Origin of the sequence: Labilibaculum sp. DW002 (assembly GCF_029029525.1) — a bacterium.
GTDB classification, from domain to species: domain Bacteria; phylum Bacteroidota; class Bacteroidia; order Bacteroidales; family Marinifilaceae; genus Paralabilibaculum; species Paralabilibaculum antarcticum.
In genome coordinates this window covers 2,536,447-2,556,171 of the sequence record NZ_JAKJSC010000001.1, presented here as the reverse complement: position 1 = coordinate 2,556,171, position 19,725 = coordinate 2,536,447, and the positions used below count along the sequence as shown (strand labels likewise).

The window sequence follows — 19,725 nt, the reverse complement described above, 5'->3', positions numbered from 1 at the left end:
TGATTACTTTTTCCTTTAACCTTTTTACTTGGAACTTAATCATATGAATGAAACGATAACAAAAGAACTGAGCGAATCGCAAATCGATCAGGATCTTTTAAAAAACGTGAACTGGGGAGGTAAATTCAAGCTATGGTTAGCCTTTCTTGCAGTATCACTCATAATTTGTTTGTACTACTACTATCAACAATTACAAAACGGACTTGGTGTAACAGGCCTTCACGACTATGTTTCCTGGGGAATCTATATTTCCAACTTTGTCTTTTTTGTTGCGACCTCTTTAATAGGTATGCTAATTTCATCGGTTTTAGGACTGATGAATGTGAGTTGGGTCAAACCTCTTGCACGAATTGCAGAATTGGTTGCTGTAGCTTTTGCTATGGTAGCAGGCCTAATTATCATTACCGATATGGGACGTCCCGATCGTCTTCTAAATGTATTTATGCACGGAAGAGTGCAATCACCAATTGTTTGGGATATAGCCGTAGTGGTTACCTATGTTGCCATTAGTGTGTTGTTGCTTTACATTCCGATGTTACCCGATATTGCACTTTGTCGCGATAAGCTTAAAAATGTACCCAAATGGCAGCAGAAAATGTACAAATTCCTAGCCCTTGGCTGGAGTGGAAAAGCAAAGCAATTTAAGATCATGCACAACTACACGCGTATCTTATTAATCCTGATTATTCCAATTGCCTTATCTATTCACACCGTTACTTCCTGGCTGTTTGCCATGACCCTTCGTTCAGGTTGGGATTCGCCAATATTCGGTCCTTACTTTGTATCAGGAGCCTTTGTTGCCGGTTGTGCTGCGGTTATCATCGCTATGTATTTCTTTCAGAAAAATTACAAATTGAAAGATTACATTACTGTTGATCATTTCGATCGTATGGGTAGATTACTGGTACTGGTTGCCTTGGTTTATGTGTATTTCAATATCAATGAAATTATCGTTCCGGGTTATAAAGCCAATACTGCCGACGCCAAGCACGTACACGAAATGTTGTATGGACACGAATCGGTTATGTTCTGGCTGGTACAATTGGGTGGATTGGTCATTCCTTTCCTTCTGATTTTATTCAGACCTATGCGTAGACCCTTGCCTTTAACTTTAATTTCGATTATCGTATTGGCAGGAGCCTGGTTCAAGAGAGTTTTAATTGTAGTTCCTACACAATTAACACCATACTATCCTATTCAGAATGTTCCTGAAAACTGGACACATTATTCACCAACATTGCCTGAGATTGCGATAACGGTGGCTTCCTTTATTTTGGTATTGCTGATTATGACCGTATTGGCCAAATTGTTCCCAATTATACCAATTTGGGAAGTAAAAGAAGAAATTAACCACAATAAGAAATAGCACGATGAAGAACATTAAACAATATAGATTGATCATTCTGTTCTGCCTTTGCTTTTTGGCTGTGGCAAATGTGAATGCTCAAAGCGATTGGCCAGTTCCTGCCAAAGAAAATGAGAACATGAGTCCTTTCCTCTTCGATGATGATATGGTTTTAGAGGGAAGAATCTCTTACGAAAACTCTTGTACATCTTGTCACGGTACACCAGGTCAGGATGATTTTACACCTATGGCGCCACCTCCGGGCGATCCTGCGTCAGATCAGTTTCAGTTACAAACTGATGGTGCACTTTTCCATAAAATTAAAATGGGGCGTGGTAGCATGCCTAAGTTCGAAGATGCTTTTGCAGATGATGAACTATGGAATATTGTAGCCTACATCCGTAGCTTTAATAAAGATTACAAGCAGCCCTTACCTAATATGGAAGGTGTTGAAATTCCTGAGTACAGCATGAAACTGAGCTTCGATGATAATATAGACAAATTGGTTGTTAAGGTTTTTGCCAAAAATCAGCCACAGCCTGAAGTAAGCATTGCAGCTTATGTTATGGGAACTTTCGGGAAATACCTTTTGGGTAAATCTCAGACCAACGAGTTAGGTATTGCCTATATCGATGTTGATCCGACCATGCCTGGCGACGAAGAGGGAAAGCTGAGTGTGATGGTGAAAGCTTCCAAAGGTTTTGGTAGAGCTAAAATGAATGAGGAAATGGTAATGGTAGAGCCTACTATTAGAAAATCAGCCATTGAAGGGCGTCACATTTGGAGTACTGATAAAATGGCTCCGGTATGGTTAAAGGTAAGTTTCTTCATTACCGTATTTGGTGTGTGGTTCGTACTTCTCTTTATTGTAATTGGCTTACGAAATATCAATAAAGCCAATAAAGAGGAAGCATAGAGAACTCCTTTTAACCCTTATTCTTTGAACTTAATATCTTAAAATATATGAAACTTGCAAGGCGTGATTTTTTAAAGAGTTCGGCAGCTATAGCAGCAGCAACTGCAGTTGGCGTTGCCATTCCTGAAACTCTTAAAGCAGAAGCTCGCGAAGCCGAAAAAGGCTGGTCGTGGGACAAGGCTGTTTGTCGATTTTGTGGTACCGGCTGTGGTATCATGATAGCCACCAAAGATGATAAAATACTTGCTGTAAAAGGAGATCCATTGGCACCTGTAAACCGTGGATTGAATTGTATCAAAGGCTATTTTAATGCCAAAATAATGTACGGTGCCGACCGTCTGAAAAAACCATTGCTTCGTATGAACGAAAATGGTGAATTCGATAAAAACGGAAAATTTAAAACCATCAGCTGGGAACGTGCTTTCGACGAAATGGAGAAGCACATGAAATCAGCCATGAAAGAATTGGGCCCAACTGGTATTGGGATCTTCAGTTCGGGGCAGTATACCATTATGGAAGGCTATGCTGCATCAAAATTAATGAAAGCAGGTTTCCGTTCGCATAATATCGACCCCAATGCCCGCCACTGTATGGCATCAGCTGTTGTTGCCTTTATTCAGGCTTTTGGTATCGATGAGCCAGCAGGTAATTACGACGATATGGAAATCACGGATACCGTAGTTACTTGGGGAGCCAATATGGCTGAGATGCACCCTATTCTTTGGTCGAGAATTACTGAGAATAAATTGAGTCATCCGAAAAGAACCAAGATTGTTAATTTATCCACTTATACCAATCGTACTTCCGATTTAGCAGATATTGAAATTATCTTCAAGCCGAATACGGATCTTGCGATTTGGAATTACATTGCTCACGAAATTGTATACAATCAACCACAGGCGATCGATTGGGATTTCGTGAAGAAATATACCGTGTTTGCAACAGGCTTTACTGATATAGGTTACGGTATGCGTACGCCTGATCATCCAAAATTTTCAGATAAAGAAAGAGAAACAGTAAGACACGAGGTAGCTAAAAAGTTATCTGCCGATGAAGGAAAATCTCTTGCTTACCTTGGCTATAAGGAAGGTGATACTATGGAAATGAATCATCGCAATAAAGCCATGAACCATTGGATCATTCAGTACGAAGAATTCAAGAAAGCACTAAAGCCATATACCCTTGATTACGTTGCAAATGTTTCAAAAGGAGATTCTGAAGAGTCAATTGAAGATTTCAAGAAGAAGCTAAAAGCATTGGCTGATCTTTATATAGAGAAAGGACGAAAAGTATGTTCATATTGGACCATGGGGTTCAACCAACATACCAGAGGGTCATGGGTAAATGAGCAAGCTTATATGGTGCATTTATTGCTTGGAAAACAATCGAAGCCAGGTGATGGAGCTTTCAGTTTAACCGGACAACCATCGGCTTGTGGTACAGCTCGTGAGGTAGGAACTTTCTCTCACCGTTTGCCATCCGATATGTTAGTTAAAGTTCCAAAGCATCGTGAAATTTCTGAGAAGCTTTGGAAAATTCCTAAAGGAACTATTAATCCTAAGCCGGGTAGCCACTTGATGAAAATCCACCGCGATATTGAGGATGGTAAGATTAAATTTGCATGGATTAATGTATGTAACCCCTATCAGAATACGGCCAATGCGAATCACTGGATTAAAGCAGCTCGTCAGATGGATAACTTTATTGTTTGTTCTGACGGATATCCTGGTATTTCGGCTAAAGTTTCCGATTTGATATTGCCTTCGGCAATGATCTACGAAAAGTGGGGAGCATATGGAAATGCAGAACGCAGAACCCAACATTGGAAACAGCAAGTAACACCAGTTGGTGATGCAATGCCTGATGTTTGGCAGTTTGTTGAATTAGCTAAACGATTCAAATTAAGCGAAGTTTGGGGAGCGCAGAAAGTTCCTGGATTAAAAGATGGGCTTCCTGATGTTTTGGAAGGAGCTAAAGCTATGGGGTACTCTCCTGATGATACGCTTTACGATGTATTGTTTGCAAACGAGGATGCCAAGAAATATGCTTGGCCAGACCCAATTGCAGAAGGAAAAATGAATACCGAATCTGGTGGAGATAAACGTAAAGTAGTTGGTTCGGATGGTAAGCCATTCGAAGGTTACGGCTTCTTTATGCACAAATACATTTGGGAAGAGTATCGTAAGTTTGGTATCGGAAATGGTCACGATTTGGCTGATTTTGATACCTATCACAAATGCCGTGGTTTAAAATGGCCGGTTGTAGATGGTAAAGAAACTCTATGGCGTTTCAATTCAGAATACGATGTATATGCGAAAAAAGCTAATGTTGGACCATTTGCATTCTACGGAAAAGCATTGAAGAAAATGCCACAGGGATCTATCTCAAAGCCTGACATGTCGAAGCCTAAGGTTGATCTGAAAAATAAAGCAAAGATCTTCTTCCGTCCGTATATGGAAGCACCAGAGATTCCAAATAAAGAATATCCTTATTGGATGTGTACCGGTCGTGTCTTAGAGCACTGGCACTCGGGAACCATGACAATGAGAGTACCTGAATTGTATCGTGCCGTACCTGAGGCTTTGTGCTACATTCATCCGAAAGATGCATCAGAGCAAGGTTTGGTCGAAGGCGATTTGGTTTGGGTAGAATCAAGACGTGGACGCGTAAAAGCGCATATCGAGACCAGAGGTAGAAACCGTGTCCCAAGAGGATTGATTTATGTGCCTTGGTTCGACGAAAAAGTATTCATCAACAAACTATGTTTGGATGCGACTTGTCCGATGTCTAAGGAGACGGACTTTAAAAAGTGTGCAGTTAAGATAACGAAGGCCTAACACTGATATGAGAGGTGAGATACTAATTAAATCTCTTATCTCACTTCTATTATCTCATATCTATGAAAGAAAAATCTATGGCAACAAGAAGAAAAGTAATTCAAAGAATGATGGAGGGAGCTGTGTTTATGGGCACTGGTGGTTTGATATGGGGAAAAGCCATACAAACAACTACCAAGGCTGATTACGTGCTTCGACCACCAGGAGCTTTGAAAGAGAAAAATTTTCTGAAAGCTTGCATCAAATGTGGTCAGTGTGTTGAAGCTTGTCCTTACGATACACTTAAATTAGCTGAGCCTGGCGATGGCATTGCCAACGGGACGCCATATTTCGAGCCTAGAAGTATTCCTTGTTATCTGTGTACCGATATGCCTTGCACCGATTCTTGTCCTTCGGGAGCTTTGGATCTAAAACTTCTTACTAAGGAAGAAAAACCAGCTGATATTAACAATGCAAAGATGGGATTGGCAGTGATTCATAAAGAATCATGTCTTGCCTATTGGGGAATTCGTTGCGAGGCTTGTTATCGTGCCTGTCCTTTAATTGACAAAGCCATAACGCTGGATTACGAAGTGAATAAAAGAACGGGAATGCATGCTAAATTGCTACCTATAGTTCACTCTGATGTTTGTACAGGCTGTGGCGTTTGCGAGCAATCATGCATTGCTGAAAAAGCAGCCATTTTTGTGTTACCACTAGATAAGTCAACTGGCGAAGTAGGAGACCATTACATCAAAGGCTGGGAAAAAAAAGATGAAAATCGCATAAATGATGATGTCAAAAAAGTAGATGATGAAAAAGATGTTGAATCTGCCATCGACTACTTAAATGATAATGATCTAATTGATGACTAATGTATGGTGATTAATGGTTAATGATGATAACCAATTACTGTTCATTGTTTGCTGTTCACTGTTAACTGAAAAATGAATGAGAAAATATAAGTTTTTAATACTAAGGCGAATCATTCAACTATCCATTTTATTCCTTTTTGTTGCAGGGAATTATTTTGGATGGGAGTTGCTTCGAGGCAATTATAGTTCAGCCATCATTGTTGACTCTTTGCATTTGAGTGATCCTTATGCAATCTTACAAATACTGGCGTCCGGCTTTTTGGCTTCAAGTTCTGTCTTGATTGGCGCATTAATCATCTTACTAATCTATGTTTTGGTTGGTGGTAGAATGTTTTGCTCCTGGATCTGTCCAATGAATATCATTACCGATTTGGCCTTTCGCCTGCGCAGAATGTTTAAAATTGAAACAGAAGTACGTATTTCCCTGCCTAGAAATTTCCGTTACTACATTTTGGCTTTAAGCCTGATAGTTTCAGCAGTTTTTGGGTTGGCAGCCTTTGAAATCATAAGCCCTATTTCTATGCTACACAGAGCCATTGTATTTGGTTCGGGAGCTGGTTGGGCAATTGTGGCAGTTGTTTTCCTTATCGATCTCTTTATTCTTAAAGCAGGTTGGTGTGGCCATATTTGTCCTTTAGGAGGATTCTATTCTCTGGTTGGCAAGCAAGCTGTCATCAAGGTAAAGCACGATAAAGACAATTGCACCAATTGTATGGCTTGTTTCGATGTTTGCATAGAAGAACCCGTTTTGTCGATTGTTGGCAAAGAAAGTGATTTTATACGCTCAGGAGCTTGCACCAATTGTGCTCGATGCATAGAAGTTTGCGATGATAATGCTTTAAAGTACGCTTTAAAATTTGATCTGAAAAAATAAAAGATAATGATTACCAACATGGTGTACTCCATGTCATAATTGAAAATAAAATCAAAAGAATATGAAATACCTAGCCCTAATTGCACTGTTTTTTCTAGTGGCTTGTAACCAGCCAAAGGAGAATAAAATTGATGAAGATCAATTGGGTTTTATCGATGCGGATTTAAATTCGGATGAAACCAACTTTAAGATGAAAGCTAATTTTAATGAAGATAAACCCGAGGTGGGAACAACAATTGAGCGATCTTTTGAGAATGCGCCACCAATGATTCCTCATACAACTGCAGGTTTTTTCCCAATTAAAATGGATAATAATATTTGTTTAAGTTGTCATATGCCAGATAAGGTGGAAGAATCAGGGGCTCGTGAGATCTCTAAAACTCATTTCCAGTCGTGGCGTCCACAATTGGTATTGGTAGATGGCAAATATGTAAATCCAAAAGATGCAGAAGTATTCGTAGAGGATAGAAAAGAATTAAATAATGCTTATTTTAACTGCTCACAATGTCACGCACCTCAGGCTGATGTTACCATTGATATTGAGAATTTGTTCACCGTTGAATTCCGTGAGACTTTTGGTATTAAAGAATCCAATCTTAAAGATAATGTTGCGGAAGGTGTGAACAATTAACCATAGAGACGCAATGCCTTGCGTCTGTACATTTAATAAATATTGATAATATGAACATATCAAGTATAGTGATTCGAACTTTACCAGAGCATTCGGAAAATTTGGTTTCGGAGCTTAAGAAAAGTGAGATTTGCGATTACTATTTGCACGATGAAACAAAAATCATTGTCACAATAGAGGGAGAAGGAATTAGTGAAGAAATCGCTAAGTTGAAAAAGATTCAGAAAATGGATCATGTCATCTCTGCGGATATGATGTATTCCTACTCGGAAGATGAACTCGATAGAGAAAAAGATAAAATTGAAAAATCAGACGAGATAAAGCCTTGGCTAAACGATAACAGTAAAGATGCGGGTTTAATAAGCTATGCGGGAGATTTAAAGAAGAAAATTTAATTATTAAATCCCCCAGCTAAGGCAGGGGGCAATTAAAACAACTTATGATTTTGCCTCGGGTTTTAACCCGAGGTTTTTAAATTTCCATCCATAGGGTATTAATATAATTGTTTTGTTCGATAAAAAGATGTAAGTTTTTTCTCAAAACAAAAAAGTACAATATGCCACATGTAAGAGTATATATCCATCTTGTATGGAGCACAAAATATCGCGAACCATTTTTACATTCAAGTTTACTAAGAAAGAAGGTTTGGAAACACATCAAGAAGAATGCTGAAGAGAAAGGTATTCATATTGATTTTATTAATGGATATCACGATCATTGCCATTGTTTAGTAGCACTCCAGTCAGAACAGACTCTGAGTCAAATTATGCAGCTTATTAAAGGGGAATCTTCCTTTTGGATCAATAAAAATAAGTTGTGTAAGGATCATTTCCAGTGGCAAAACGATTATTATGCGGTATCGGTTAGTAAATCAGCCTTACAGAACGTCCGCAATTACATTAAAAATCAGGAATTTCACCATCAAACGAAATCATTCGAGGAAGAAGAAGATAAATTGATTGAAAAATATGGATTTCTTAAAATGGATCCCCCAGCTAAAGCAGGGGACATCTGATTCAATTTAGTTATAGATTTATCCTTTACCTTGGGTTTCAATCCGAGGATTTTAGTAAAGTATGGCATTCCATTCATTGCCTCTTGCTTTAGCTAGAGGATCCTTGTTTTTTACAAATCGTATCCAATCTTATCCGAAGAAGAAATCACAAAGGTACTGTTGAATCGAGTCAGGTATTCGAACTTTGAGAGTTTCTCCTGAATAAAATGCTGAAAAGCATTCATATCCTTCACCATAATTTTCACCATCGCATCAAAATTTCCGGAAGTAATATAAAACTCCATTACCTCAGATAAAGCCAATACTTCAGATTCAAATTTCTCTACCACATCTCGCGTGTGCTTAGTTAACGATATGGAGATAAAAACCACCAGATTTCGATCAATTTTCTCCGGATCGAGTACCGCAACATAGTTTTTAATAATTCCACTTCTTTCAAGCTTTTTTACTCGCTCGTAAACTGGGGTATTACTTAAGTGTAATTTTTCCGCTAACTCTTTGATAGTAATACGACAATCTTGCTGAAGAAGCTGTAAAATTTTGCGATCTGTTCTGTCTAGTTTATCCATGAAAAGAAAATTTATCTGGTAAAATCGTTACAATTAGCATTTTCAAAGATATAAATTCTACAGTAAAGGCAATATGATAGATGAGTTTTCTGTAATTAATTAATTTACTAGTAAATAAATTGGCTTAAGTGTATTTTTACAAGTGAAAAGATCTCGTAAAGAGTTTGATTCAAAACACACTTTCGCCTATCGGCTCCCGAAAGCTTTCGGGATTACCTGAGAGGAGGAAGACTTTTAAGTAAAGGCGTATTGCAATACGCCTCAACAAAATAACAAAACAACAAACAAAATCTAAATACAAATGAAAGAAATTAGATGGCACGGAAGAGGCGGACAAGGTGGTTTTACTGCTTCACGTCTTTTAGGAATTGCAGCTAGTGTTCACGGTGGTAAGCATGCTTTAGCATTTCCATCATTCGGACCTGAGCGTAGAGGTGCTCCGGTATTAGCATTCACCAAAATTGACGATACTAAGATTCACGATCGTAGTGAAGTTCAGAATAGCGACTACGTTGTGGTGATGGATGAAACTTTGGTAACTCCTGGCTTTGAAAAAGGAATCAGACCAGGTGCAACTATACTTATTAACACTGAGAATGCTGAAAAGTACCGTGAGCCTTTAAAAGGATTTCAGGTAGTAGGTATCGATGCATCAAGCTTAGCAATGGAAATTTTAGGTAGACCAATTACCAATACAGCAATGTACGGTGCTTTAGCTGCTGCATCTGGTTTGGTAAGCAAAGAAGCTGCAATCGCTAGTATTCACACAGAGATGAAACCAAAACTAGCTGCCCTGAATGAAAAAATTGTAGAGAGAGCCTTTGAAACTATTAATGCACAATTAGTAATTAATAATGAACAATTATTCTGGCTTATAGGTTAGAGATTGGTAATTATTAATTGATAATTCTTAATTATTAATTAAAGAGAAATGAATCGTCCTAAAAAAACGGAATTTAAATTCCCAACTCATATAGATGAATACCCAACTGGCCCACAATACGCGGCTGGTTACCTTCCGGAGACCAATGCAGGATGGAGATCAGTTCGTCCTGTAGTTGATCACGATGCTTGTGTTTATTGTCTTCGTTGCTACCTACTTTGTCCAGATGGCACAGTCGTTAAAGACAATGGTAAAATCACATTCGACATGGATTATTGCAAAGGCTGTGGTGTATGTGCACACGAATGCCCAAAGGATGCAATTGAAATGGTAAAAGAGTAGGGACGCGAAATATAGTGTCCAATATTTACAGTTATCTGTTTTTTTCACCCCATCGCCTACCGGCACTTCCCCTAGGAGGGGAAGAATCAAAACAAAACTCTCCCTTTTTAGGGGAGATGTCCGAAGGACAGAAGGGTGTTTCTGAACAATGACCAGTCAACAAATGACTAAAAGAAAAAACAATGAAATCAAATAAAATATTCATATCAGGTGATGAAGCTGTTGCTCAGGGCGTGAGATTATCTCGTCCACATGTCGTAGCTGCTTACCCAATCACCCCGCAAACCATAACCGTTGAGCGCCTGGCAGAAATGGCAGAATCTGGCGAAATGGAAGGCGAATACATGCACGTAGAGTCTGAGCACTCTGCAATTTCAGCAACTATGGGTGCCAGTTCAGTTGGTGCCAGAACATTTACAGCTTCTTCTTCGCAAGGCCTATTGTATATGGCAGAAGGTCTGCACTACTGTAGTGGTGGTCGTTGGCCAGTCGTGATGATGAATGCTAATCGTTCGGTGGCTTTGCCATGGAGTATTTACGGCGATCAGCGTGACTCTTTATCACTATTAGATTGTGGATGGATTCAGGTTTATGTGGAAGATGCACAGGAAGCTTTGGATATGATTATCCAAGCCTACAAAATTGCTGAGCACAAAGACGTATTAACACCAATGATGGTGAATTTGGATGGTTTTATCCTAACTCATACATACGAATTGGTTGATATCCCGGAACAAGAAATGGTAGATAAATTCTTACCTGCTTTCCAAACGCCAAACAAAATGTCTTTCGAAGAGCCAAAGAACTTAGGTTTTAGCTCTAAGCCAGATGACAATACCGAATTCAAATACCAGCAGAACGAAGCGATGTTCAATTCGATACAAGTTCTTAAAGATGTGGATCAGGAGTTTGCTGATACATTCGGAAGAAAGTACGATGGCATGGTTGAAGAATACCGTTGCGAAGATGCAGAGGTTGTTCTTGTAGCCTTGGGAAGTGTTTGTGGAACCATTCGTGTCGTAGTTGACAAGATGCGTGCTGAAGGTAAGAAAGTTGGTCTATTGAAGATTCGCTATATGCGTCCTTTCCCTGAAGCTGAAGTTAAAGATCTAGCTAAGCGTGTTAATGCAATTGGTGTTGTAGATAAAGATATTTCTTTCGGATACGAAGGAACGGTTTACACCAATGTAAACTCAGCTATCTCTAAAATCGACAAGTACGTTTACAAGAGCAATTTTGTTGGCGGACTAGGTGGACGTGACATCACTAAAGATGAGATCGAAGAAATGTTCAACAAGCTATTCAGCGGAGTTGAGAATAAGAGTGAAGAAAAAGTAGAATTTTTTAGCCTTAACGTAGAAAGCAATGACTAATCTAGTAGATATCCCAAAAGTGAATGCCAAAAACATGACCGAAAAGGAATTTTTCTATGGTCATAAAGCTTGCGCCGGATGCGGTGGAAGTATTGCAGTACGATTGGCACTTAAAGTATTAGGTGAGCGCACCTATACAGCACTACCAGCCGGATGTATGTCGGCAGTAGGATTTATTTATCCACAAATGGCATTCAACACCAATGCTATTATTACAACTTTCCCTGGCTCAGCGAGTATGGCATCAGGAATTGCTGTTGGAGCAAAAGCTCTGGGGCAAAAAGATGTGAAAACAGTTGTGTTTGCTGGTGACGGTGGAACAGCCGATATCGGATTCCAGGCCCTATCAGGAATGATTGACCGTAACGATGATGTGCTTTACATCTGCTACGACAATGAAGCTTATATGAATACAGGTATTCAGAAGAGTGGATTGACGCCTTACGGAACAAAGACAACAACAACACCTGCTGGTGATAATATCCCCGGAACAATTACTCACAAGAAGAACTTGTTCGAGATTATTGCCGCTCACGATATTGCTTATGCAGCAACTGCAAGTATTGGTTACCCTCAAGATTTCTTGAATAAGGTAAACAAGGCTAAGCATATCAAAGGTGCAACTTTCATTCACGTGTACGCATCATGTCCAACAGGATGGGGAACACCAACCGAAACATCGGTAGAGATTGCTAAAGATGCTGTTGATTGTGGTCTCATTTTCCTTGCAGAATTCGAGGATGGCGAATACAAATTGAACCGTAATCCAAAACAATTTGCACCTGTACAAGATTATTTAAAGAAGCAAGGTCGATTCAAGCATATGTCTGATGCAGACATGCAATGCGTCATTGACAATCGCGACAAAAAATGGTCTCGCATGCGTAAGCATTGGCTGTAACGGTAATGGCGTATTGCAATACGCTCCAACAATAACAATATAAAACAGTAAAGACGCAATGCATTGCGTCTCAATCAAAAAAACAAACAAAATGATCAGCGATTTAAAAGGTACCTTTTCCCAAATCAGTAACAACAATAAACGATCAGCTATACGTGAAATCTTGAAATTGACTCAGAATCCTGAGATTATTTCATTTGCAGGCGGATTACCAGCTCCGGAATCTTTTCCGGTAGATGCATTAGATACGATTGTTTCGGATATGTTACGCGAAGAAGGTGCAGCCGTATTGCAATACGATGCAACCGAAGGCGTAAAAGAACTAAGAGAAGTTCTATTAAAGAAATATGAGGCCGAAGGCACAAAAGCAGATTTAGAGAACCTAATTATCACAACAGGATCACAACAAGGACTAGACCTGGTGGGTAAGGTTTTTGTGAATCAAGGCGATGTGGTTATTTGTGGTCTTCCATCTTACCTGGGTGGTATTGGAGCTTTCCAAGGCTATGGTGCAAAAATGGAAGGTGTACCAATGGATGAGCAAGGAATGAGTGCAAAGCTATTGGAAGCCAAACTGGAAGAATTAAAGCAGCAAGGCATTAAGCCAAAGTTCATTTATGTGATTCCTGATTTCCAAAACCCAACAGGTATTACGATGCCTGAATCGCGTCGTTTGGAAATTATCGCATTAGCTCACAAATACGATGTTCTTATTGTTGAAGATTGCCCTTACCGCGAAGTGCGTTTCGAAGGAGAGCCTCAACGTATGATGTATGATTTGGACAATGACAATCACGTGATTACTCTGGGAACTTTCTCTAAGATTTTTGCTCCGGGATTCCGTATTGGCTGGATCTTAGGACCAAAAGATGTGAACGAGAAAATCGTAATCGCAAAGCAATCGGCAGACTTGTGTACACCAACTTTTGTACAGAAAATTGCTGTTCGTTATATGAACTCAGGTGTTTTCGAAGCCAATCTTCAAAAAACGATTGATTTATATCACCAGCGTCGTGATGTGATGTTAGCTGAGATGGAAAAACATATGCCTGATTGTGTAAAATGGACACGTCCTGAAGGTGGTATGTTCCTTTTCATTACCTTACCAGAGCATATGGATGCCTTAGAACTTTTCCACAAGGCTATTGAAAAGAAAGTTGCTTTTGTAACAGGGAATGTATTTTATTGCGATGGTGGAGGAACAAATACCATACGTTTGAATTTCTCATATGTGAACAATGAGAAAGCAATAACTGGTGTAAAGCGTTTGGCAGAAATTATCGAAGCTGAAGTAATGACAGTTGATAATGAAAAATTAGTAATGAACAATTAATAATTGAGTCACGGGAATTTATTTCTGTTATTCATTTAAATTTTGCCTGAAAGGCAAAAATAATATAGCTCAGGGCAACGCGCTGGGGTTGTTTCGGTTCTATAAATCTGTCGCGTCTGCTTGCTTGATCGAAGGAGAAATGTTGTTCCGCGACTTTATAGATCACGAGATTAATAATTTATTGAGGGAGTGTTTTGCACGATTTATTTCGTGTATTCATTCCCTTTTGTTTTTTTTGAGTAAATTTTCGAAAAATTTAGTTTCCTATCAATGAAAGAATTCTCATCAGCATGCCCTAGAAATTGCTACAGCACTTGCAGTATAAAAGTGAGAGTAGAGAACAATACCGTAACAGGTATTGAGCCACATGCCGAAAATCGTGCCACGCCAGAAGGTCCTTGTATAAAAGGCTTGGCCTATGTGGAACGTGCTAATTCGAAAGATCGAATTTTGTACCCGCAAAAGCGAGTGGCAGATGGAAAGTATAAGCGAATTACATGGGATGAGGCTTTAGATACGATAACAGAAAAACTAAAGAATTGTAAAGATCAGTTCGGGCCTCATTCAGTCTTGTATTTCGCTTCGAGTGGCATGTCGGGTTTATTGAATGGAGTCAGTACCTCTTTCTGGAAAATGTTTGGTGGTGCTACAACCACCTATGGCAACCTATGTTGGCCTGCAGGCTTGGAGGCAGCTCGCCTAACTATGGGTGCTAACAAGCACAATGCCCCTTGGGATTTAGAGCATGCCAAGCTGATTGTTTTGTGGGGGAAAAACCCTGCGGAAACGAACATTCAGGAGATGATGCCAATTGAAAAGGCTCAGGAAAGAGGGGCACAATTTGTCGTTATCGACCCAAGAAGAACACCTTCAACCGAACGTGCGAATAGCCTCTTTCAAGTGAAATCGGGAACCGATGCAGCTTTGGCTTTGGGGCTTGCACGAGAAATTATCAAGAACGACTGGATAGATCACGACTTTATAGCAAAATATGTGCTTGGTTTTGAACAATTCAAAGATAGAGTAGAAGAATATCGCTTAGAGAAAGTTTCGGAGATCTGTAGAATATCAGTTGATGCGATTAAAGATTTAGCCAAGCAAATAGGAACAATTAAACCTATGACCCTTATTCCGGGCTATGGGATGCAGCGCTACGAAAATGGTGGTCAGACCACACGTTGCTTACTTGCCCTTTCGGTGATAACAGGGAATGTTGGTAAACAAGGCGCTTGTTGGCATTATGCCAATTTGCAAAGCTATGTGTTCGACGATTTGAAAGAGCCGGAATCTTATTTTCCAGGCTGTGAACACCCAAGCTTCCGAAGAAAAATATCAGTAGCCAAATTAGGCGAAGATTTACTTAATATTGTTGATCCTGAAATAAAAATGATTTGGGTAGAACGAGGTAATCCTCTTGCTCAAAATCCCGATACCAATGCCATTCGCAAGGCTTTTCGCAAAGCAGATTTTCGCGTTGTTGTGGAGCAGTTCATGACTGATACGGCTTACGAGGCCGACATTATTCTTCCAGCCAAAAACATGTTCGAGCAATCGGATATTATAGGTTCGTACTGGAACCCTTATGTGCAATTAAAACAAAAGGTTCTTGAACCTGCGGGCGAAGTAAAACCCGAAACAGAAATATACCATCTACTGGCACAACGCCTGGGTATGGATCAAACTGAAGTCAGTCAGCATATTCCTGAGCCTACGGATGAAGCCATTGAAAAATATTTAGAGGGATTCCTCGATAAATTTCCTGAATTGAGTCTTGCAGCCCTAAAAGAAGGACCGCAACTGGCCAATTCATTCGAAGAGATTCCCTTTGCCGATCACAAATTCCCAACAGCATCGGGAAAAATTGAATTGTATAGCGAGCAAGCCAAAGAGCTTTGGGGAATAGATCCCCTGCCCGATTATGTGCCATTGCCAGAACAAACGGATTTTCCTTTGCAGATGATTTCACCCAATTCGAAAAATAGGATCCATTCACAATTTGGAAACTTAGAGGTAATCAAGCAATTCGAACCAGAGGCCTACCTATTTGTTCATCCACTGGATGCCGAAGCAAAAGGAATAGTCAATATGGAACTAGTCGAGCTCTTTAACCATCAGGCGAAAGCCGAAGTAAAAGTACAGTTCGATTTGGGTTTGCGACGAGGTAATGTGGTTCTCACCAACGGGCATTGGGCCATAAATGGTGCAGCCCCTAACCTTTTCACAGAAGGAAGAGAAACAGATATTGGGCATGGAACGGCCTTTCACAATACTTGGGTAGATATTAGAAGAATTAAGAATGATTAATTATCAATTAATAATATAGAAAAAGCATAGAGAGAAGCTCTCGCGGCCGCACTTAAACTTAGAGCTAAATAAGAAAGCTTTTTAAAATGTAGCCTTGATTTTTTTTGCTTCTGTTTTTTGTATTAAGACAAAAAATGAAGTCGGGTTTGGGCGGAAAGCCCAATTGAGAATAAATAATAAGAGTGATTTATAAATCAACTTAAAGTACAATAGTAAGATGATTGAGGAAAAAAATGCATTCATATTTAACACAAACAAATGTGTTGGCTGTATGGCTTGTGTTGCCGGTTGCAGCATAGAAAACGGCACCAGCTTGGGCGTGAACTGGCGAGAGGTAAATTGCCACAACAAAATAAAACACCCCAGCCTACCCGTTTTCCATTTCTCACTGGCTTGCAACCACTGCGAAGAGGCACCTTGCATGAAGAACTGTCCTGCCTTGGCCTATACCCGCGATAAAGAAACGGGCGCCATTATTCATCATGCCGAAGCTTGTATTGGCTGTAAGTATTGCACCTGGGCTTGCCCTTACGATGCACCAAAATTTAATCCCGCAAGCAGTATTGTAGAGAAATGTAATTTCTGTGTCGATCGTATTTCCGATGGCAAACAACCCGCTTGTGCACAGGCTTGTCCTGTGGGTGCTTTGGATTTTGGACAGCTATCATTAAGCGATGAAGATAGAGTAATGCCCGGTTTTGTAGATATGGGAATAAAACCATCCATACAATTGGTGCCATTACGCGAAGAACATGCGAGTCCAACTATCGAAAATTTAGATGAGGAGAAAATCGATCCGGAAAGAATAAAAGAGTGGCTGCCAAAAAGCAAAGACAAAGTATCGCTGGAGAAAGAGTGGACATTGGTTTTATTTACGATAGCCGTCGCCGGACTGGTAAGTTGGCAAGCAGCACATTTGTTTGGAAAAGTAGAAATGCCAGTGATTCCTTTTGCTGTAATTTCAGTATTGGCAATCGCCTTAACCTCTTTGCACATTGGAAAAAAATTGAGAATGTGGCGATTCATCCTAAACTTAAAAGGCTCTTGGTTGAGTAGAGAAATCTTTTCCTTTTCTGCGTTTCTTGGATTAACAGGCTTACACTTAATCACCGAAATTCAGCTATTTGGCTATGCGGCTTTAGTTTTTGGAATCTTTTGTTTGATTTCGGTAGACATGGTCTACAAATTCTTGACTCGAAAAGATGGTCTTTCAGTGCATTCAGGAATGGTGAGTACAACAGCGATCTTGTTTTTCGCATGGATTGCTGATATCCACATCCTAATCGAATTAATAATTCTTGCAAAAGGAAGTTTATATATCTGGAGAAAAGGAATGCTAAAGAAAATAGGAGCCAGTTATTTTCCAGTGCTTTCCATTATAAGAATTCTATTTCTGTTCGTGCCATACTTTTTTTACGATATACAATGGGAATTGGCCTTGCCAATAGTTTTAGTCATTACCTTTATTGGAGAAATTATAGGCAGAGCAGAATTTTATTACGAATCGGATGTTCCAACGCCAGAAAAAGAATTACAAATTATTAAATGACGCAATATCGTAAAGACGAAATGCATTGCGTCTCTATCAAAAAAACATACATACCAAAACATTGCATCTCTACCAAAATATAACGACCATGAAAAAAATCAATGCTAACCACATGCCACTTTACCGCGAAGCTGGCTTTAATTTACAGAATTCGAAACGCACAAAAGAGGCCTTCGCAGCTGAATTGGATCATGCACACGAGCCAGAAGATTACATTTATTCCCGATATAGAAATCCGACGACCGTAGCCGTAGAGAAGCAAATTATGGCACTTGAAGATTGTAAATGGGCATTGCTTGTAGAAACGGGAATGGCTGCTATCGATGTGGCTGTGTCGGTTTTTCAGAAAGGAAAAGATACCCGACCTAGCTTGTATTTTCATGAGATTTATGGGGGAACGAATTCCTTTATCGATACCGTATTGATTAAGCGTCGTAATTTGGATGTGCACCGTTTTTATGCCACAGATGGACGTTACGATTTCGTGGAACTGGAACGCATGTTAGCCGAGATTAAACCCGAATTCTTGTACTTCGAGGCGGTATCGAACCCAATGCTGATTGTTGCCGATGTAAAACGCATTATGGCTTTGGCAAAACAATACGAGGCTAAAATTATTGTTGATAATACATTCGGCACACCATTACTATGGAAACCTTTAATGGATGGAGCTGATTTGGTGATTCATTCAGCTACCAAATACCTTAGCGGACATGGTAATATTACTGCTGGTGTTATTTGTGGTAACGACGAGGAGCTGATGAAAGAAGCCATAGAGTATCGCAAATGGGCAGGGCATTTCCTAAGTCCGGATGATGCTTACCGATTGGGTACTCAACTGAAAAGTTTTGAGCTTCGATTCCAGAAGCATTGCGATAATGCCATGGCGTTGGCAACTTATTTAGAGAAGCATCCTCAAATTGAAGAAGTCTTGTATCCGGGATTGGAATCTCACCCAACCCGAAAAGAGGCTGTGGCTTTATTTGGCGATAAAGGCTTTGGTGGTATGCTAACCTTCGATATAAAAGGTGATTCTGATACCGATAAAAGAGAAAAGTGTAACCGATTTATAGCTGCCCTGGAAGATACGATTCCATTGGTACCAACATTGGGCGAAGTCGATACGATTCTATTGCCTGTAGAACCTGTTTGGGGAGCAAAATATCCTTTGCCTGGTGTTATTCGCCTTTCAGTTGGTATCGAAAGTATAGAAAAGTTAAAAGCTTTGATTGGTGATGCCTTAGGAAAAATGTAAGTTAATGTTAGGAGTGTTCTTTTTGGGAACATTCCTTTTTTATAGAATCTTAATATTGTGTAAGGATATTATTTGTTCTGTGTACGTTGCGCAGAGTCAAACTCGCAAAATACTATTTAATAAATCTGTAAACCGTTTTTCATTAAAACTGAATAATCGTGTTGCCCCAAAGACAAATAATGGATATTCTTTATCATCTTTTGTTTCAATTATTAGTATACTTCTTCTATTTCTAGAGTAATATTTATCAGCTGAATTAACAATACGGGTTCTAAATTTTCTAATTTCATAGAAATCAAAATTTACATTTTCATAGAAAGATTTTCCTAATGGATCTAAATTAACAAGGGTTAGCAATTTTTTATCGAAATTGAAAACAAGCTTATTTGTATACTTTGCATTGGCAATTCTTAAGTAGGCAATTGAAGCTAATCCAATTGTAACAAGACCTAATATAATTAGTTTTGATATGAATGGATTATTTATTTCAAATATATTCAAGTTCATATCTGTAAAAAGTATGAGGTAAGATGAAATTAGAAATACTAAAAGGAAAAAAATATCCAGTAGTATAGAAATAAATGAAGAATAGGTTTTTCCAATTTCTAAAAGGTTTTTTTCATTATCATATTCGGAAATAACAACAAATAAATTTGAAAGATTTTCAAGTTCAGTAATATCTTCCTCTCGGTTAAAACCAATGTATTTACTATCAGTATAATCCATCATTTGCATTTTGTTTTG

Annotated in this window: 18 protein-coding genes; 16 read left to right on the top strand and 2 right to left on the bottom strand. The window is 39.2% G+C overall.

Annotated features, from left to right (window positions below; genetic code table 11):
• Positions 1–43: 43 nt before the first annotated feature.
• From nrfD to tnpA, 8 genes are all read left to right on the top strand, one after another.
• On the top strand, positions 44–1,366 hold the full coding sequence (gene nrfD / locus L3049_RS10160; RefSeq protein WP_275109696.1) for an NrfD/PsrC family molybdoenzyme membrane anchor subunit: 1,323 nt from the start codon (positions 44–46) through the stop codon (positions 1,364–1,366).
• A gap of 4 nt (positions 1,367–1,370) precedes the next feature.
• Positions 1,371–2,261, top strand: a complete 891-nt coding sequence (locus tag L3049_RS10155; RefSeq protein ID WP_275109695.1) for a c-type cytochrome — start codon at positions 1,371–1,373, stop codon at positions 2,259–2,261.
• Between the two features lie 47 nt (positions 2,262–2,308).
• Positions 2,309–5,098 carry a nitrate reductase catalytic subunit NapA gene (napA, locus tag L3049_RS10150; RefSeq protein WP_275109694.1) on the top strand — a complete coding sequence of 930 codons (2,790 nt, stop codon included), beginning with the start codon at positions 2,309–2,311 and terminating at the stop codon, positions 5,096–5,098.
• 62 nt (positions 5,099–5,160) lie between these two features.
• The gene (napG, locus tag L3049_RS10145; RefSeq protein ID WP_275109693.1) at positions 5,161–5,952 is read left to right on the top strand and encodes a ferredoxin-type protein NapG; all 792 of its coding nucleotides are present in this window, start codon (positions 5,161–5,163) and stop codon (positions 5,950–5,952) included.
• 76 nt (positions 5,953–6,028) lie between these two features.
• A complete protein-coding gene (gene napH, locus L3049_RS10140) occupies positions 6,029–6,826 on the top strand; it encodes a quinol dehydrogenase ferredoxin subunit NapH (protein WP_275109692.1) in 798 nt (265 codons plus the stop codon).
• A 61-nt stretch (positions 6,827–6,887) separates the two neighbouring features.
• A complete protein-coding gene (locus L3049_RS10135) occupies positions 6,888–7,457 on the top strand; it encodes a nitrate reductase cytochrome c-type subunit (RefSeq protein WP_275109691.1) in 570 nt (189 codons plus the stop codon).
• 50 nt (positions 7,458–7,507) lie between these two features.
• On the top strand, positions 7,508–7,852 hold the full coding sequence (locus L3049_RS10130; RefSeq protein ID WP_275109690.1) for a chaperone NapD: 345 nt from the start codon (positions 7,508–7,510) through the stop codon (positions 7,850–7,852).
• A 161-nt stretch (positions 7,853–8,013) separates the two neighbouring features.
• Complete coding sequence (gene tnpA, locus L3049_RS10125; protein WP_275109689.1) at positions 8,014–8,472, top strand: IS200/IS605 family transposase; 459 nt, start codon at positions 8,014–8,016, stop codon at positions 8,470–8,472.
• Between the two features lie 110 nt (positions 8,473–8,582).
• Here the strand turns inward: tnpA and L3049_RS10120 are convergent, their stop codons facing one another.
• Complete coding sequence (locus tag L3049_RS10120) at positions 8,583–9,041, bottom strand: Lrp/AsnC family transcriptional regulator (protein ID WP_275109688.1); 459 nt, start codon at positions 9,039–9,041, stop codon at positions 8,583–8,585.
• A 301-nt stretch (positions 9,042–9,342) separates the two neighbouring features.
• Between L3049_RS10120 and L3049_RS10115 the strand changes: the two genes are divergently transcribed.
• From L3049_RS10115 to L3049_RS10080, 8 genes are all read left to right on the top strand, one after another.
• On the top strand, positions 9,343–9,924 hold the full coding sequence (locus tag L3049_RS10115; RefSeq protein WP_275109687.1) for a 2-oxoacid:acceptor oxidoreductase family protein: 582 nt from the start codon (positions 9,343–9,345) through the stop codon (positions 9,922–9,924).
• Positions 9,925–9,972: 48 nt separating this feature from the next.
• Positions 9,973–10,266, top strand: a complete 294-nt coding sequence (locus L3049_RS10110) for a 4Fe-4S binding protein (protein WP_275109686.1) — start codon at positions 9,973–9,975, stop codon at positions 10,264–10,266.
• 182 nt (positions 10,267–10,448) lie between these two features.
• Positions 10,449–11,639 carry a transketolase C-terminal domain-containing protein gene (locus tag L3049_RS10105; protein WP_275109685.1) on the top strand — a complete coding sequence of 397 codons (1,191 nt, stop codon included), beginning with the start codon at positions 10,449–10,451 and terminating at the stop codon, positions 11,637–11,639.
• Positions 11,632–12,540 carry a thiamine pyrophosphate-dependent enzyme gene (locus tag L3049_RS10100; RefSeq protein ID WP_275109684.1) on the top strand — a complete coding sequence of 303 codons (909 nt, stop codon included), beginning with the start codon at positions 11,632–11,634 and terminating at the stop codon, positions 12,538–12,540. Before L3049_RS10105 ends, L3049_RS10100 begins: the two co-directional genes overlap by 8 nt.
• A gap of 91 nt (positions 12,541–12,631) precedes the next feature.
• The gene (locus L3049_RS10095; RefSeq protein ID WP_275109683.1) at positions 12,632–13,873 is read left to right on the top strand and encodes an aminotransferase-like domain-containing protein; all 1,242 of its coding nucleotides are present in this window, start codon (positions 12,632–12,634) and stop codon (positions 13,871–13,873) included.
• A gap of 270 nt (positions 13,874–14,143) precedes the next feature.
• Positions 14,144–16,177 carry a molybdopterin-containing oxidoreductase family protein gene (locus L3049_RS10090; protein ID WP_275109682.1) on the top strand — a complete coding sequence of 678 codons (2,034 nt, stop codon included), beginning with the start codon at positions 14,144–14,146 and terminating at the stop codon, positions 16,175–16,177.
• A 217-nt stretch (positions 16,178–16,394) separates the two neighbouring features.
• The gene (locus L3049_RS10085) at positions 16,395–17,726 is read left to right on the top strand and encodes a 4Fe-4S dicluster domain-containing protein (RefSeq protein ID WP_275109681.1); all 1,332 of its coding nucleotides are present in this window, start codon (positions 16,395–16,397) and stop codon (positions 17,724–17,726) included.
• Between the two features lie 25 nt (positions 17,727–17,751).
• Positions 17,752–18,981, top strand: a complete 1,230-nt coding sequence (locus L3049_RS10080) for a PLP-dependent transferase (protein WP_342753444.1) — start codon at positions 17,752–17,754, stop codon at positions 18,979–18,981.
• Positions 18,982–19,077: 96 nt separating this feature from the next.
• On the opposite strand, the gene L3049_RS10075 is transcribed toward L3049_RS10080, so the two are convergent.
• Complete coding sequence (locus tag L3049_RS10075) at positions 19,078–19,710, bottom strand: hypothetical protein (protein ID WP_275109680.1); 633 nt, start codon at positions 19,708–19,710, stop codon at positions 19,078–19,080.
• Between the last annotated feature and the right edge of the window lie 15 nt (positions 19,711–19,725).

What these genes read in the sequence shown, in the direction of transcription:
- napG (WP_275109693.1), top strand. Translation starts at nt 5,161, where the DNA reads ATGAAAGAAAAATCTATGGCAACAAGAAGAAAAGTAATTCAAAGAATG.
- L3049_RS10115 (WP_275109687.1), top strand. Translation starts at nt 9,343, where the DNA reads ATGAAAGAAATTAGATGGCACGGAAGAGGCGGACAAGGTGGTTTTACT.
- L3049_RS10075 (WP_275109680.1), bottom strand. Translation starts at nt 19,710, where the DNA reads ATGATGGATTATACTGATAGTAAATACATTGGTTTTAACCGAGAGGAA.
- L3049_RS10085 (WP_275109681.1), top strand. Translation starts at nt 16,395, where the DNA reads ATGATTGAGGAAAAAAATGCATTCATATTTAACACAAACAAATGTGTT.
- L3049_RS10095 (WP_275109683.1), top strand. Translation starts at nt 12,632, where the DNA reads ATGATCAGCGATTTAAAAGGTACCTTTTCCCAAATCAGTAACAACAAT.
- L3049_RS10110 (WP_275109686.1), top strand. Translation starts at nt 9,973, where the DNA reads ATGAATCGTCCTAAAAAAACGGAATTTAAATTCCCAACTCATATAGAT.
- L3049_RS10155 (WP_275109695.1), top strand. Translation starts at nt 1,371, where the DNA reads ATGAAGAACATTAAACAATATAGATTGATCATTCTGTTCTGCCTTTGC.
- L3049_RS10130 (WP_275109690.1), top strand. Translation starts at nt 7,508, where the DNA reads ATGAACATATCAAGTATAGTGATTCGAACTTTACCAGAGCATTCGGAA.
- L3049_RS10105 (WP_275109685.1), top strand. Translation starts at nt 10,449, where the DNA reads ATGAAATCAAATAAAATATTCATATCAGGTGATGAAGCTGTTGCTCAG.
- tnpA (WP_275109689.1), top strand. Translation starts at nt 8,014, where the DNA reads ATGCCACATGTAAGAGTATATATCCATCTTGTATGGAGCACAAAATAT.
- L3049_RS10135 (WP_275109691.1), top strand. Translation starts at nt 6,888, where the DNA reads ATGAAATACCTAGCCCTAATTGCACTGTTTTTTCTAGTGGCTTGTAAC.
- L3049_RS10120 (WP_275109688.1), bottom strand. Translation starts at nt 9,041, where the DNA reads ATGGATAAACTAGACAGAACAGATCGCAAAATTTTACAGCTTCTTCAG.
- L3049_RS10090 (WP_275109682.1), top strand. Translation starts at nt 14,144, where the DNA reads ATGAAAGAATTCTCATCAGCATGCCCTAGAAATTGCTACAGCACTTGC.
- napH (WP_275109692.1), top strand. Translation starts at nt 6,029, where the DNA reads ATGAGAAAATATAAGTTTTTAATACTAAGGCGAATCATTCAACTATCC.
- nrfD (WP_275109696.1), top strand. Translation starts at nt 44, where the DNA reads ATGAATGAAACGATAACAAAAGAACTGAGCGAATCGCAAATCGATCAG.
- napA (WP_275109694.1), top strand. Translation starts at nt 2,309, where the DNA reads ATGAAACTTGCAAGGCGTGATTTTTTAAAGAGTTCGGCAGCTATAGCA.
- L3049_RS10100 (WP_275109684.1), top strand. Translation starts at nt 11,632, where the DNA reads ATGACTAATCTAGTAGATATCCCAAAAGTGAATGCCAAAAACATGACC.